The organism is Amycolatopsis sp. NPDC114478 (genome assembly GCF_055633805.1).
This window is the reverse complement of record NZ_JBVKDO010000007.1, coordinates 466,381-481,973: the sequence shown is the minus strand read 5'-3', so window position 1 is coordinate 481,973 and position 15,593 is coordinate 466,381. Positions and strand designations below refer to the sequence as shown.

Here is a 15,593-nt window from a genome sequence, read left to right as displayed (position 1 = left end):
ATCCACTCCGGCCGCGACGCTGTGATCACCTGCACCACACCAACATGATCAACTACCGGCCCGGCCGCTCCGACACCGGGTTACGAGACATCCCTTAGGATGGCTACGCTGACCTAGCCGGACCGTAACGTTGGGATGCCTGGCTCGACTGCATGGTCATGGCACCTGCTACAGACTCACCCGGTCCGCTGACAGGCTTGGAACGCAAACTTGTCGAGCTTGTTGAGCGTGGTGAGGTCCTTGATTTAGCCGACGTTGCGTCGGCAGACGCGGCCGCCGCGCGCAGAGAGGACCGCACGATCCGGGCGTGGGTAGTACGTGACATCCTGCGCGGCCGTCTGGCCTCTGATCCGGACCCGCGCGGGCTGCGCCTCCAAGGAGCTCACATCGCTGGCCGCGTGGATCTAGACGGCATTACCAGCACCGTCGCGCTTCGCTTGACCAAGTGCTCCCTAGACCGTGGCCTAAGTGCGAATGGCAGCCATCTCTCAACAGTAGCCTTCATAGGATGTCAACTTGAGCATCCCACAGAAGTCGGTCTCGCTGGCGATGAGCTTGTCGCCAGATCCCTCACGATCCGGGGAACCATTGTGCACAGCGAGAGCCTACTTGGAGCAGTAAGGCTACGAAACTCGCACATCGAAGGCCAGTTGGACTGCGTCGGAGCTACCCTGCTCAACGACGCCGGCCCCGCCCTCGACGCCCTGCAGTTGATCACTGGCCGCGACGTTCTATTGAGCTTCGGATTCTCCGCAACGGGCGCCGGCAAGCTTGGGGCAATCCAGCTTATGGGCGCCCACATCGGCGGCCAGCTAACCTGCGAGCAAGCCACGCTGCTCAACGACTCCGGCCCCGCCCTCAATGCCGAACGACTGAAGGTCGTCCACGACGTTCTTCTTAACGGCGGGATCTCCGCAACAGGCTCGGGCAGTCTAGGGGCAATCCGCTTGGCGAGTGCACACATCCACGGTCAACTGAATTTCGACGGAGCCACTCTCATCAACGACTCCGGCCCAGCACTCAACGCGTCGCAGGCCACGATCAATCAAGACGTCTTTCTAAGCGACGGGTTCTCCGCAACAGGCGTCGGCGAAAACGGAGCAATAAACTTGGTGGGCGCGCAGATTGGTAGCCAGTTGACCTGCGACGGAGCCACCCTCATCAACGACTCCGGCCCCGCCATGTACGCCGCAATGGCCACGATCGGCCAGGACGCCCTCCTAAATGACGGGTTTTCCGCGACGGGCGCCGGCGACGACGGGGCAGTATGTCTCATGAGCGCACGCATCGGCGGTCAACTGAACCTTGATAAAGCGACGCTAACCAATGCCTCAGGTCCTGCTCTTAACGCCGTATTGCTGAAGACTGAGCAAGATGTCTTTCTAAGCGAGGGGTTTTCCGCAACAGGCGCTGGCGACGACGGAGCAGTAATGCTGTCGGATGGTCACATAGGCGGCGAGTTGGACTTGAACGATGCGATCCTCGTCAACGACTCCGGCCCCGCCCTCGACGCCGAACGCCTACGGGTTGGCCAAGACATGCGCCTAAGTAAGGGATTCTCGGCGAACGGCGCCGGAACGGGTGTCGTACTCAAGCTCAACAATGCACAAGCTGGAGGCGAACTGATATACGATCCCTTGAACCTTGAACACGCCGACGACCCCAAATGTCGCTTAGACGTTGACGGTTTGCTATTTTCCGGACTTCCGCGGCCTGCACCCAATGAAACCTGGTCAACCGAGTACTGGCTCCGACTCCTACGCGATTCCACACCCGACTATGCCGCGCAGCCATACCAGCATCTTGCCGCATCACACCGGGCCAATGGGCACGACCGCGAGGCACGAAAGGTGCTAATCCAGCAACGACGTGACCAACTGCAGCGCCGCGCTATAACCGGAATAGCTGAACGCACATGGGTCCGCTTTACCGGCGGGATCCTCGGCTACGGACACCAACCATGGCGAGCATTACTTGGCCTACTCGCCACTCTCGTAGTAGCTGCCGTGACCACGGTAGCTTTGGGTGCACGCGGCGGCCTAGCCCAAATCCATACGCCACGTGATCCGATACCGGCCAGCTGCACGTTCATTGAACAACTAGGCGTTGGCCTCGATCTCGGCGCTCCGTTGATCTCAACGGGAGCTCGTGCCCGTTGCGACTACACAAGCACTTCAGTTGGTGACGTCTTAACAGTCAGCGGTTGGGTACTACGATTGCTGACGTGGGCCTTCGCGACCCTTTTCATCGCGGGCTTCACTGGTGCCGTCCGGAAGACATGAGCGTCCTTTACGTCATACGGCCATTCCTCACTCTCTGGCAGGCCGAGAAACCAGGCGATCTCTCTCCAGCGCGACGTCTTCCAGCCCTGCAAGCACCTTGCCGTACACCTCGTGCAGCACCGCCACCAAGTGACCAGCCCAAGCCGCGACCTGGGGTGACTGCACGCCAGCCGCGAGCCAGGTCGAGACACAGGCGTGCCGGAGGTCGTACGGTCGGCGGCCGAGCGGCGACCGGTACTCGTCCGCGGTGAACGCCGCCCTCCGAGCTTTATCCCACACTCGCGCCAGCGTCGATTCGGCGACGTCGCCTCCATCTAGGCTCCGAAACAGCCGCCCATCATCGGCGACGCCGTACTGCTCGATGTGGTGCCGCAGCATCGTCGTCAATGGCGGCGGGCACGGCACCGGCCGTATCTCGCCCTTGGCGCGCTGCTTGAGGTGCCGACGGTCCCGACGCTGACCGGAGTCGGTCCAGGCCGCGCCGGCGATCGGAGCTGTCTCCGACACCAGTAACTCGCCCCAGCCTTTCCGCGGCAGCTTGAGGTCGATGTCGCGGAGCATCGCCGCCTCCTCCGGCCGGAGAGCCGAGTAGTACATCGTGCCGAAGCACGCAACCAGCCGCGGGCCGGACGAGCGGCGCTCCACGATCACTGGCTCGGCGCAGCCAGGCGGTAGCCGCATGACCTTGTGGGCCGCCACCCCCGCGAGCAGCTGCGGCCCCTGCTTCGTGTTGACGACCACCCGCGTGTCGATCTCCCGAACCCTCTTGGGCGCCATCCACTTCACCTCGGGCAGCCGGTTCTTCAGCACGAGCTTGTCCTCCACCGCGTGTTCGAGCGCGTTGAACACGACCGCACGCTTGCTGTAGACGGTCTTCGCCGCGGCGGCCGTGCCATCCATCTTCAGCGCGAGTCGATCCAGCACGCCCCTAACCGCTGCCGATGACCGTCAGGTCGGTCACGTACTTGACCGCCCCGATGCGCGCCATCTTCAATTGCATCTCCAGCAACTGGAGGCGGAGCGTGTTCTGGTTGACGACGCCGTTTGCGATGTCCTCCGACACCTTCTCGTAGAGCTTGCGGCTGAGATTAGGCTGCACGACCACGACCTCGGTCGTGCCTTTGGAACGGCTCGCCTTCAGCTTCGCCAGGAAGCCTTCTCGATGGTCCGTGACGCGCTCTCCGTCGAACCAGCAGGCGGGCTCCTCGAGGGTGGTGCTCGCGAGCCGGTCGGCTAGCAGGTCTTTGTCCAGGTACAACATGTTCTTTTGGGCCTGGGCGAGGACGACGTCGTAGTCGCCGACCTTCACGCCGCGGTTGTCCGACTTGTTGCTCGACGCCTTCACGTGGAACACGCGCAACAGGTTTTCGTCGTCAATGTGGAAGAAGTCGGCCGCCTCGCCCGAACTGTCGTCGCAGATCAGCCAGCCTTCGCTGCAGTAATCGACCATCCACGCGAACAGCGAGTCGTCGCCCGTCTCGCCGATCGCCGCGTGGATCAGCGGCGGCGACGGCAGCTTTCCCGGTTTCTCCTTCGTGATATCGAACCCGGTGAAGTCCTCCCACGCCCAGCCGGTGAACGGCGTCGGCGTGAAGTCCTGCTTCCAGAGTCGCCCCGCCGAGTACTTGTGGCCGGATGCGAAGTAGACCTCGAGCAACTGCCCCGCGTTCACAGCCCGGAAGACTTCACGAGCCGACGGCAGCGGCTCGCGAGCACTTCGATCGAACCCGACGTCGAGTTCGAATCGATCATCGAGCTTCTTGAGGTTCGCGGCCAGCTGACCACCGATCGCGCCGCCGGTTCCGACATCGAGCTTGAACTTGGTCCCTCTCGCACCTTCTTGGACATTGAGGACAGCGTCCTGGAGCACCAACGCAGCCTCTTCCACATCCTCGCCGCCACGCAACGACTCCGGCAACGAGTCCACGTCGACCGGAAGCACCTCGTAGGCCTCTGACACCTCGGCGAGGTCGAACACCTCTCGTGCGGTGACTGGAAAAGCCGAGAAACCCGTCGGTGTCTCAATCACTTCGGCGGTGATGCCGAGGATCTCGCCCATCGTGAGCACGTACGTGTGGAAATCGGGCGAGTCCTTGAACCAGATCTGCGAGTTGCTGACCGTGACACCGACCTTGCCCTTGAGGAAGACAACCTCCGGATTGTCCGGCATCTCACACCGCGCCGCATCCCAGGCGAAGAAGCCGTCCTCCACCGGATCGAGCGCAACACCCAGGTCGTCGCCACCGATCGCCTTGCTGGTCGGCCTGAGGACGCTTCGCCGCTGGATCGACCTCATCCAGATGTTCTTCGCCGCACCCTGCATGAAGGCTTCCTCGAGGACACCCGACCCGAGCCGCCGGAGCGGGGGGAGCGGCGCGGTGTTCAGTTGCTTCTGCAGCCGATCCAGCACATTGCGCTCGGCGCGCACCGCGATCAGCTGTCCCCGGCGCAGCACGACGATCAGCTCGTGGGACACATTCATGTAGTCGGAGGACGCTAGCACCCACCCCGGCCGGCTCTGCTGCCGCCGGACGCAGCCAAACAGTTGATCGACCTGCAGCGACTCCAGCGAACCCACACCGGGGACGACTGCCCCCACCTCGGCGCTCAGTTCGGTTTCGGCAATGGTGCGCACGCTCGTCCCCTGACGGGCCCGTCCCGGCTTCTTGAGCAATCGCACCAGGGCACCGAACGCAAGCTCCGGGCGGCCGACGCACCGCAGCACGATCACCGACATGAACGGCTTGAGGTCGCCCCAAGGCACCTCCTCGAGCGCGACGTCAGATTGGCTCGTCATGTTCAGTCACCACCACAGCACGAAGATCAGCTACTCACTGCAACAAGCGTGACATGACAGATAGATCAACTTAATCCCGTCACGCTGAGCGGTCCCGATCACGCGCCGAGCGGCATACAGGCCTCAGAGCTGCGAAAATACGTCCAAGAATTGACCATCTTTTGTCAAGTGAACAATCAACTGCCACATCGTTCGAAGGTGCACCTCAGCCGTGGCTACTACTTTCCGTGACTGACGTGTCGTTACCGCGCCTATTCAATGAAGAGTCATCCGGCCACTCGGATGCAGCAACCCTGCACACCCACCGTGACATCCGATCGCGGAAGCTTCACCTTTACTGTCTACCTGACAGTAATTAGTCTGGGTCCATGCCCGCGGATCACTGGACACCCCCGCCCGTGCTGCTCGCCGTTGACCTGGTGATCTTCACCCTGCGCGAGTCGGTCTTGCACGTTCTTCTCGTAGAACGCGGCGTCGCCCCTTTCGAAGGCACGTCGGCGCTACCTGGCGGGTTCCTTGCCACCAGCACCGAGGACATCCTCGCGGCCGCCCACCGGGAGCTGCTCGAGGAAGCCGGCCTCGGCGCCGATCGGCTGCACCTCGAGCAGCTCGGCGCTTACGGCACTCCCGATCGCGACCCGAGGGGCCGAGTCGTTTCGGTCGCCTACCTCGCCATCGCGCCGGAACTCCCCCAGCCCCGCGCCGGCACCGACGCGGCCGACGCCACGTGGACCCCCGTTCCCGATGTGCTGAGCCACCGCGTGCGCCTGGCCTTCGACCACGAACGGATCCTCCAGGACGGCTTGGAGAGAGCCCGGGCGAAGCTCGAACACACCGCGCTCGCCACCGCCTTCTGCACCCCGCCCTTCACGATCACCGAGCTGCAGCAGGTCTATGAAGCGGTCTGGGGTGTCGAACTCGACCCGCGGAACTTCTACCGCAAAGTCCAAGCAGTCGAGGACTTCATCGTCCCGCTCGGCACCGAACGCCGCGTCGGCCGCGGCCGTCCAGCCCGCCTGTTCGCCCCCGGCACCCGGTCCGCACTCTTCCCACCCCTGGTACGTCCCACTCCGACCACGACCACCGAGGCGAGACGATGACCGACGACCTGGTAGTAATGCTCACGGCGTTCAACACCGAGTACAAAGCCGTGCACGAGCGGCTGATCGACGTCACCCTGCACCGGCACGACCGTGGCACCCGCTTCGAGATCGGCACCATCCGCGGCACCTCATGCCGCGTTGCACTCAGCCTCACCGGTAAAGGTCCCCAATCCGCCGCAGTGCTCGCCGAGCGCGCCATCCAAGAGTTTTCCCCCGCCGCACTCGTGTTCGTCGGCGTTGCCGGCGCTCTGTGGGACACCCCGCTCGGCGACGTCGTGGTCGCCACCCACGTATACGCCTACCACGGCGGCACCAGCGAGGACGACGGTCTCAAAGCCCGCCCGCGGGTCTGGGAAACCGACCACGGGGTCAGCCAGATCGCCCAGCACATCGCCCGAACCGGAATGTGGGAGTCCGACGTCGCGCCGGGGACCGCGGTGCACTTCGGCGCCATCGCGGCCGGCGAAGTCGTCCACAACTCCCGCTTGTCAGCAGAAGCGCGCTGGATCCGTCAGCACTACAACGACGCCATGGCGATCGAGATGGAAGCCGCCGGCGTCGCCCAGGCCGGACACCTCAACGGTTCTCCTGTCGCCGTCGTCCGCGGCATCAGCGATAAGGCGGACGGCACCAAAACGACCGCAGCGGACCGCAACTGGCAACCACAGGCCGCCGCCAACGCCGCAGCCTTCGCGATCCGCCTCGCCACCGAACTCGTCCGCGACCGAAAGCAGGCCACCATGAAGGACAACGCCACCCCCGGCACCGTCTACTCCACCTCCCACGGGCAAGTCGGCATCCAGGCCGTCAACGTCACCGGCAGCGCGGTCTACCAGAACAGCACACCTCCCTCGCCGAGCACAGCCGACCTCGCCGCCGAGCTCGCCTCGATCCGGGAACAGCTCTCACACGAACACGCTCGAGGCCGGCTCGACGGCGAGACCTACGACGCCGCGCGGGCCGAGCTCGACATCGCCGGCGGCGCCCTCGAGTCACCGAACCCAGAAGGCCGGAAGACCTTCGTCCTCGCACTCAAGCGCCTCGGCGGCCTCATCGCCGACCTCGCCGGACTGGCCGCCAAGATCACCGCACTCGTCAGCGTGGCCAAGGGCCTCGCATGAGCAACCCACATCCGACGACCCACGCCACCGTCGGCGCCGGTTCGCACGTCGGCATCGTCGCCACGGAGGTCCACGACTCGACCGTCTACCAGGTCCTCCCCGGAGCCTCACCAGCCGAGAAATACAGCGTCGGCCTGCGGTATCTGCACGACGGCATCCCCAACCGCGCCCGCGAACTCATCGAAGAAGCCCGCGGCGAAGGCTTCGCCAGCGGCGAAGTCCACTTCCACTGGGCTCTCGCGATGCTCTCCAAACGGTCCTACCGCGACCTCTCCACCGACGAACGCCACCAGCTGTCCGGCCTGCCCGCGATCTGCGAGACACTCCCGAACGACGCATGGACCCAAGCCCTCCGCGCCCTGTGCACCCTGCTGGACTGCCTCGCAACACACGACAGCAACCCGCAACCAGGGATTGACGCCCTCGCCGAGCTGGACCCACCGCAACGTGAACAGATCCTGCGTCACCTCGATCTCGTCCTGATCGGTGGGCTCCGCGACAGCTACTGGGCCGACATCCGCAAGAACGCGGACGCCATCCAGCTGAGCAACGACCGCACAGAACGCGTCTGGGCCTACTTCCATCCTGTCCCGGCCCGGCCCCGCGCCCGGTTACCCGAGCCGTCCACCACGACTCCACGCGACCGCGCCAAAGCCACGCTCGGCACGCTTGCCGTTCTCATTGCGGCCATCTACTTGGGACGCATAGTCGTGCTGGACGCGAACGTCCTACCGATACTCGCCTACCTCGCCGCCACAGTCACAGCCGTCTTCGCCGTCCGCGACGGATACGAATGGCGCTACCGCGCCGCTCGACTCGCCGCCAAAGACCGCCTCTACCGCCGCCGATCCGGCAGCGGCGCCCGCCTCGACGAGGGATTCGCCCGCAGTGTGGATCACGCGTTCACCCACTACGCCGACCGGTACGCGCCACGAGACGACACCCGACACGAATGCCTGCGGGCGACATCAGGCTTCCGGGCAGCCCTGCGCAACGAAATCACCGAGATCTACCGTGAGAGCCGCATCCCCGTCGGACGCATCAAGTGGCTGATCCGCTACGAAACCAGCAGTGTGCTACGCCGCTGGAAGGCAGGCGAACTGTTCCAGTATCGGACGCGATACCGCGTCGCGCCCACGACCAAGCTGCGCTTCGTCATCGCAACCATCCTCCTGTTCACAGCCACCGGCTACGTCATCGCGACCACAACCGCCATCAGCCCCATCCTCAGCTCGGCCGCGACCGTGGTCGCGGCGGCAGGGGCCCTCGCCGCCGGCGCGGGGTGGTCGCAAATCCTCGGCGAACGCCGCCGGCTCGTCGAGGACAGGGAGGACTACGAAGACGTGCTGGCTGCACGAGAGGCCGCTTACACCCGCTGGAAGCACCGGCTCGATTCGACGCGTCCCACCGAGACCGAAATGGAGGAATGGCTGAACGCCGACAAGGTCAAGTTCCTCGACAAGGCCCTGAAGCACTACAGAATCGCGTGGCGGGACATCCTCACCCACGCATTCCTACAGACACCCGCAACGTCCTGCAAGCGAGCACGGGTCAACGGTGCGCCGTGGCGCTACTCCAAGTACGACGTCCGGCTCTTCCTCATCACACGTGATGGCGTGCGCGAACTCAGCACCGAGCTCGACTTCGAAAACGCCCACTTCCGCGGAGAAGCGCGCAACAACTTCCGCTTCGACGCAGTCTCGTCGGTCCACGTCGCCACCACCTCGGAGCTCAGCTACAGCATGGAACTCGTGCTGATGAACGGCGAACCACAGAATATCGACATCACCGACCACCAATCCAGCGAAGCCACGTCCGGTGAAAGCCCGCTCGCGCTGGCGAAGATGTCGCTGGAAGCCGCCGGATTCACCAACACACTGCACATCCTCGAAGGCATCGCCGCCGAGGGAAAGAACTGGATCAGACGGGACCCCTACATCAACGCCACCGCTGTCGGCAGTCTCTCCGGAGAGATCTTCGCCAAACCCCCGTCGCCACCGGACGCTGCCCAGGAGAACATCAACATCACGACGACGGACCCGAGTGTATGACCGCCCTCGCGGACGTCGTTGCTGCACAATCGCCGCAGAACGTCCGGGACCATCGACCTGCCGATCTTGCTCGGTCCTCCACTCTCGGAGAATCCGCCGACTGTAGTTGTGCGTGCCAGCCACGCGATCCAACACGGCACCCGTCGGCGTGCGGCCGCGCGCCCGCTCGCCGACGTAGTGCTCCCACATCCGCTGCTCGGCTGTCCGCTCAGAGTCCTACAGGCTCGACGGCGGGCCCATGACCGGCTGAACCGGCGTCAAGGTCTCGTTGTCCGTCCCTGTCTCGAGAGCCTGACCGGACGTCTCGCTACCGGGGGCGGTGGTCTCGGAGCAAGTCTCGCGAGACCGCTGCTTCAACGCGCCGTTCAACAGCTCGACCGCCAGTAGCAACACCAGCGGCGGACACGCCGCCACCGTCACCTGCAACACGCTCAAGGCCGGCGCCGAACCGATGTTCGCCACCAGCGACAGGCAGATGCCGAACACGAACGCCAGCCCCGCTACCCATCGATCCGAGCGGCGACCGTTGCCGTGGGTCTTCCACAGCTCGGCCGTTGCGATCGTCAGCAACCCGTCGACCAGCAGCGGCCAGATCGATGCCGTCACTGTGCCCGCGCCGAGGCGAAGGGCGAACTCACGCCCGTGCCGGTACGAGGCGTACGCCGCGCCGAGTGCGACCAGACCGGTACAAGCACACTGGATAGACAGAGCGAGGTTTTGAGCAAGCTACACCTTGGGCCGCGTCACGATCGCACCGCCCTTCCAGCGGGCTCAGCGGCCTTCGCTACGCGTCCGGTCGACTGATCACGTGGCGTTGATGAGAGGTTCGGACCAGGCGACACGACCCGGCAGTCGCGAGCCCGAAAGGAGCCAGAAAGCGCACGCACGCGACGACAAACCGCGACGCAGGCCGACACCTCCACCACCCGGCGACCGAGGAAAACGACCTTGCGCAGCATCACTCGACACCATCCGAAACCTCAAGATCACCACTCCTAACCAGCGGGTCGTAGCACCTCTGCTCGTTCCTTCTCCACGGTCTCCTCTGTCAGAACAGATCGGCGCTGTCCAGCCGTGGGCCACGAGACTGCGTGTCCGTCGGGCCCGTGGCCACTGGCACGCCACCGCCGCAGGACCCGCCACCCGTAGTTGTTCGTGCCGGCGACTCGATCAAGATCCGCGCCGATCGGGGTTCGACCCGCCGCTTGCTCCTCGACGTAGTACGCCCACATCAGCTCCTCAGCAGACTTCTCGCACGGCCCGGTCAGCTCCGGACGCGGGTCGACGGAGCAAACTGCCAGCCGTGGGCGGTCGGCGAGCTCACGCTCGCCACGCTCCTGCAGGCCTTCACCTGGATGCTGGCTGCTACCGCGCTGCCGCTTCAGCAACTCCACCGCCAACAGCAGAGCAAGCGGCGGACACGCCGCCACCACAATCGAGAACACCGTTAGCCGCGGAGCAGAACCGATGTTCGCGCACAACGAGAGTGAAATGCCGAAGGCGAACGCCGTCCACGCAGCCCACCGCCGCCCATCACTCGACTTCCACAGCTCCACCGTCGCCGTCGTCAGCAAACCGTCCACGATCAACGGCCAAATCGCCGCTGTCACCGCATCAGCACCGAAGCGCAGAGCGAAGTCGCGACCGTGCCGATACGACGCGTACGCCGCGCCCACCGCCACCAGGGTCGTACACGCGCACTGAACCCAGAGTGACAGCCTCTCACTCTCTGCCTTCAGCCACGTCACGAGGAACCACCTCGCCGACGCCGCTCAACATCGACTACACCGGAAAACTGCAGCTCACAGACCTTTTCGAGCCGTTGGGTTCTGGACGGAACCGCGCCGGGGACACTGGCGATCACCCGCAGAAAACGGCCCCTGACCAGGCATTACCTGGACCGGGGCCACTGTCGGCTAGGCCGGTTCCAAGCGGATCCGGACGTCGAGGTTACGTTCGACCTCGCTACGGCTGTAAAGCAACGGGAACGACCCACCCGAAGCCCAAAGCGCGTTCAAATCGCTGTAGTGCGGACTACGCGGATCACCCGACTGCCCAGGCGCGTTGATCGCCGCCGAGCCGTTCCAGTTGCCCACGTCCAACGCCATCTTGAACGTTGCCCCGATGATCTGCTGGTACGTCAGCGGGTGGAAGAACGACGGGTGGATCGTGTGGTACGAGCCGCCGACCGGGGTGGGGCCTACGTCCGGGCCGCCCAGGGGGTGGACGAACTCCTGGTAGTGCAGCGAACCCCAGTGCCACGTCGAGGTGTCCGTTCCCAGCTTGGCCGCCACGTCGCGGAACGCCAGGGGCAGCGTGTCCAGGATCAGCTTGTCGCGCACCGTTGCGCCGTCCGGGCCCAGCCAGGCTGCCGGGTCCTTGAACGAGGCGATGACCAGGCTGAAGTCGGGGTTGATGGTCTGCACCAGCGCGTCCGCCGCGGCCTTCGGGAGCACCGCGTGCGCCCATGCCCAGTGCAGGTACTTCATGATCCACGTCTCGAACAGCGCCGCTCCCGGGGAATCCACCGATGCCACGCCGTCGTAGCCCCGGAGCAGCGCGAGCGCCTGCGCGGTGTCCGGGTCCGATGAGGACAGACCCCGTACGAAGTCGAGGATCTGCGTGGCCACCAGCGACTTCTCGTCCTTCTGCAGCGCGAGCGAATCGGCGACCGTCGCGCCCGGGCGGGTCTGGATCAGCTCGTCGATGCGTTGCTTGCGGTACGGCAGCTGCCACTCGTAGTTGGACACCACCGGCCAGCCCGGTGGGATGTTGTAGTCGTTGGCCGAGGCGAAGAAGCCGGACGGCGGGTTGTACTGCCCCGGCAGCTCGCTGTTGGCGTAGAAGCCGTTCCAGTCGTAGCGGCCGTCGCCGGGGACGGGCAGCAGGCCGTCGTAGCCGGCGCCGGTGCGGCGGGGCGTCAGGCCCGCCGGGACGTAACCGATGTTGCCGCGCACGTCGGCGTAAGCCAGGTTCGAGCCCGGCGTGCCCCAGTTCCGCATGCCCGCGGTGAACTCGCCGAAGTTCGTCGCGCGCTGGTAGTTCAGGCTGCCCAGGTAGGCCGAGCTGCCCGGCTGCGTCCACGCCGTGCGGACCGCGAACGCCCGGTGCGCCGCCGCGTCGACCTTGACGACCGGTCCGTGCCGGGTGAAGGACAGCTCCCCCGTGACCGGCGCGCCGCCGCGCACCGGGATGGGCTCGGTCACCGTGGTCATCTTTTCCCAGCCGTTGCCGTAGCGGTAACGAGTGGGGTCGTTCGGGTCGAGCTCGTAGACGTAGAGGTCGGTCTGGTCGATCGGCAGGTTGGTCAGGCCGAACGCGATGTTCTCGTTGTGCCCGATGGCGATCCCCGGGTTCCACGGCTCGCCCGCGCCGGCCAGGTTCAGCCCCGGCGCCGACAGCTGCGCGACGTACCGCCCCGAGGGCAGGGCGTCCGCGCCGCGGTGCGGGTCGTTGGCCAGGATCGGCCGACCCGACGCCGTCCGGCCCGGCCCGATGGTCCAGGCGTTGCTGCCGGACGTCGCGTCGGCGATGTCCTTGGTCTGGAAACCGCTGCCGGTGAAGTTCACCGCGGCGGTCGCGAGGTTGTACACCTTGAGCACGTCGTCCGGCACCGAACACGGGTCGAGCCCGGCGGGCACCGCCGCCTCGTGCGCCGGGTAAAGAGCACGGAAGTAGCGGCTCGCGCCGGGGCCGGCCAGGCAGACCAGCTTCGCGCGGGCGACCTCCCACATCAGGTTCTCACCGATGGCGTGCGTGCGGATCCGCACGACGTCCTGCGGGCGCCAGCGGGCGGGCTGATAGCCGAGCTTGCCGAACTCCGGCGGGACTGCGGAAGGGTTGCGTCCCAGCCAATCGAGGTAGGAGTTGATGCCTTCGGCGAACCGCGTGGCGGCCAGCCGGCCTTCCGGACCGTAGGACGCCCACTCGGCGTCCATGTCGCCGCGGTAGAGGAACAGCCGGGCGGCCCGGTCCTGCTCCACATAGGACGGACCGAGCACCTCGCTGAGCGTGCCGAGCCCGCGGCGGCGCCAGGTGTCGATCTGGAACAGCCGGTCCTTGGCGATGTTGAAGCCCTGGGCGAAGAAGAGGTCACTGGTGTCGGCCGCATAGATGTGCGGTACGCCCCACTTGTCGACAAGCAGGTCGACCGGCCGGTGCAGGCCGGCGGCCGCGTACTTCGGGCCGGTCACCGCCACCGCAACCGGGACCGGTGCCAGGCAGAGCACGACCAACGCGAGGATCAGGCCGCGGACAACCGGCCGGCGTGGGGCCATCGTGGTCTCCTCGTTCGGGAGTCGGGACCGGATCGGTCCGGTATGTCTACCGGCCGCCGGCGCCGTGCCACGAGCCCCTTAAGGGTCTGCGCCCTGATCGCGAGCGCTACTGAGGGCCGTTTGTCAGGGCCAAGTTGAACGAGTACCGCGACGCGCGGTAGACGTGCCAGCCGTACTCGACCACGCGGCCCGAATCGTCGTACGTCGTGCGCTGCATCGTCAGCAGCGCCGCTCCCGGCTCCTCGCCCAGCAGCTCCGCGTCCTCCTCGGTCGCCAGCCGGGCGCCGATGTTCTGCTCCGCCGCGTGCAGGCGGACCCCCGCCGAACGCAGTAGCTGGTACAGGCCTTTTTCGCGCAGCTCGGCATCGGTCAGGTCGATGACGCCGTCGGGCAGGTAGTTGTTCATCAGCGCCAGCGGCTCGCCGTCCGAGGAGCGGATGCGGGTCAGCCGCCGCACGTGGGTCAGGCCCGGGGCCTCCAGCAGCTCGGCCACGTCGGGGCCGGCCTCCTCCACGCTGTTGGCCAGCACCACCGACTCCGGCTTGCCGCCGAGCCCGGCGAGGTCGTCGAACAGGCTGCTCAGCCGCAGCGGCCGCGCCACCTTGGTCCGGACGACCTGGGTGCCGACGCCGCGGCGGCGCACGAGCAGGCCCTGGTTGACCAGCGTCTGGATCGCCTGCCGGAGGGTCGGCCGCGACAGCCGCAGGTTCGCCGCCAGGTCGACCTCGTTGCCCAGCCGGGCGCCCGCCGGGAGCCTGCCGTCCTCGATCGCGCGCTGCAGCTGCTGGGAGACCTGGTGGTACAGCGGCTCGGGGCTGCTCGGGTCCACCACGATCTCCCGGCCGGGGTCCCAGGCGGCCGGGAAGTACCTCGCGTCGATGCGGGGCTCCGAGGGCGGCGGAGTGCTCATCGCCGGAATCCTAGCGCCAAACGAGCCGCGGTAGGGATGACCTGATGTCCATATGTCTTGACAAAGTCTCCGGCCGCTGGCACTGTTGATCTCGGACCAGCCGACGCTCTCCCGGGAGGACACCGATGACCACGCGGTTCGCGACCGACGTGCTGCGGCGCCTCGTCGCCAAACGGGTGCACGACCCGGAAGCGATCGCCGAGGCGGCCGCGAACCGGCCCCGGGCCAAGTCGCCCTTCAACGACAAGGGCCGGACGATGATCATCGCCGCGGACCACCCTGCCCGCGGCGCCAACGCGGTAGGCGGCAACCCCTCGGCGATGGCCGACCGGGGTGAGCTGCTGGAGCGGCTGTGCCTCGCGCTGGACCGCCCGGGTGTCACCGGCGTGCTGGCGACCGCGGACATCATCGACGACCTGCTGCTGCTCGGCGTGCTCGACGGCAAGACCGTGATCGGGTCGATGAACCGGACCGGCCTGGCCGGGTCGAGCTTCGAGATCGACGACCGGTTCGCCTGCTACGACGCCGAGGCGATCGAGCGGATGCGGTTCGACGGCGGCAAGACCCTCACCCGGATCTGCCTCGACGACCCGGCGACGCCGAGCGTCCTGGAGAACACCGCCAAGGCGATCAACGACCTCGCCGACCGCAAGCTGATCGCGCTGGTCGAGCCGTTCCTGTCGGTCCGGACCGACGGGCGGATCAAGAACGACCTCTCCCCCGACGCCGTCATCAAGTCGATCACGATCGCCGCCGGGCTCGGCCGGTCGTCGGCCTACACCTGGCTCAAGCTGCCCGTGGTGGACGACATGGAGCGCGTGCTCGCGTCCTCGACGCTGCCGGCGGTACTGCTCGGCGGCGAGGTCACGGACCCGGACGCGGCGTTCGCCGCCTGGCAGCGCACCCTGACCCAGCCGACCGTGCAGGGCCTGGTCGTCGGGCGGTCGCTGCTCTACCCGCACGACGGGGACGTCGCCAAGGCCGTCGACACCGCGGTGGGGCTGCTGTGAAATCGGCCGAGCAGGCTCAGCGCCACTACCTGTAGGAGCATC

At 66.2% G+C, this 15,593-nt stretch carries 11 protein-coding genes; 5 read left to right on the top strand and 6 right to left on the bottom strand.

Features of this window, described 5'->3' with window-relative positions:
• The first annotated feature begins 197 nt into the window (after positions 1-197).
• Complete coding sequence (locus ACZ7OH_RS22810; protein ID WP_470282593.1) at positions 198-2,282, top strand: hypothetical protein; 2,085 nt, start codon at positions 198-200, stop codon at positions 2,280-2,282.
• Positions 2,283-2,309: 27 nt separating this feature from the next.
• Here the strand turns inward: ACZ7OH_RS22810 and ACZ7OH_RS22805 are convergent, their stop codons facing one another.
• Positions 2,310-3,206 carry a hypothetical protein gene (locus ACZ7OH_RS22805; protein WP_470282592.1) on the bottom strand — a complete coding sequence of 299 codons (897 nt, stop codon included), beginning with the start codon at positions 3,204-3,206 and terminating at the stop codon, positions 2,310-2,312.
• Between the two features lie 4 nt (positions 3,207-3,210).
• Positions 3,211-5,079 (bottom strand): hypothetical protein, encoded by a 1,869-nt coding sequence (locus tag ACZ7OH_RS22800; RefSeq protein ID WP_470282591.1) that lies wholly within the window; start codon positions 5,077-5,079, stop codon positions 3,211-3,213.
• Positions 5,080-5,447: 368 nt separating this feature from the next.
• On the opposite strand from ACZ7OH_RS22800, the gene ACZ7OH_RS22795 reads away from it, so the two are divergent.
• The 3 genes from ACZ7OH_RS22795 to ACZ7OH_RS22785 are packed head-to-tail and all read left to right on the top strand — an operon-like array spanning position 5,448 to position 9,354.
• Positions 5,448-6,179 carry an NUDIX hydrolase gene (locus ACZ7OH_RS22795; RefSeq protein WP_470282590.1) on the top strand — a complete coding sequence of 244 codons (732 nt, stop codon included), beginning with the start codon at positions 5,448-5,450 and terminating at the stop codon, positions 6,177-6,179.
• Complete coding sequence (locus ACZ7OH_RS22790) at positions 6,176-7,303, top strand: 5'-methylthioadenosine/S-adenosylhomocysteine nucleosidase family protein (protein WP_470282589.1); 1,128 nt, start codon at positions 6,176-6,178, stop codon at positions 7,301-7,303. The genes ACZ7OH_RS22795 and ACZ7OH_RS22790 overlap by 4 nt, the downstream gene beginning before the upstream one ends.
• Positions 7,300-9,354, top strand: a complete 2,055-nt coding sequence (locus ACZ7OH_RS22785) for a hypothetical protein (protein WP_470282588.1) — start codon at positions 7,300-7,302, stop codon at positions 9,352-9,354. Before ACZ7OH_RS22790 ends, ACZ7OH_RS22785 begins: the two co-directional genes overlap by 4 nt.
• A 216-nt stretch (positions 9,355-9,570) precedes the next feature.
• Here the strand turns inward: ACZ7OH_RS22785 and ACZ7OH_RS22780 are convergent, their stop codons facing one another.
• The 4 genes from ACZ7OH_RS22780 to ACZ7OH_RS22765 all read right to left on the bottom strand — a co-directional run bounded on the left by ACZ7OH_RS22780 (position 9,571) and on the right by ACZ7OH_RS22765 (position 14,541).
• Complete coding sequence (locus ACZ7OH_RS22780; protein WP_470282609.1) at positions 9,571-10,035, bottom strand: DUF2637 domain-containing protein; 465 nt, start codon at positions 10,033-10,035, stop codon at positions 9,571-9,573.
• Between the two features lie 314 nt (positions 10,036-10,349).
• Entirely contained in the window at positions 10,350-11,102 is a 753-nt protein-coding gene (locus ACZ7OH_RS22775) for a DUF2637 domain-containing protein (RefSeq protein WP_470282587.1), read from the bottom strand.
• 168 nt (positions 11,103-11,270) lie between these two features.
• The gene (locus ACZ7OH_RS22770) at positions 11,271-13,631 is read right to left on the bottom strand and encodes a penicillin acylase family protein (protein WP_470282586.1); all 2,361 of its coding nucleotides are present in this window, start codon (positions 13,629-13,631) and stop codon (positions 11,271-11,273) included.
• Positions 13,632-13,737: 106 nt separating this feature from the next.
• Positions 13,738-14,541 carry a GntR family transcriptional regulator gene (locus tag ACZ7OH_RS22765; RefSeq protein WP_470282585.1) on the bottom strand — a complete coding sequence of 268 codons (804 nt, stop codon included), beginning with the start codon at positions 14,539-14,541 and terminating at the stop codon, positions 13,738-13,740.
• Between the two features lie 125 nt (positions 14,542-14,666).
• Between ACZ7OH_RS22765 and ACZ7OH_RS22760 the strand changes: the two genes are divergently transcribed.
• Positions 14,667-15,551, top strand: a complete 885-nt coding sequence (locus ACZ7OH_RS22760; protein WP_470282584.1) for a Cgl0159 family (beta/alpha)8-fold protein — start codon at positions 14,667-14,669, stop codon at positions 15,549-15,551.
• Positions 15,552-15,593: the final 42 nt, after the last annotated feature.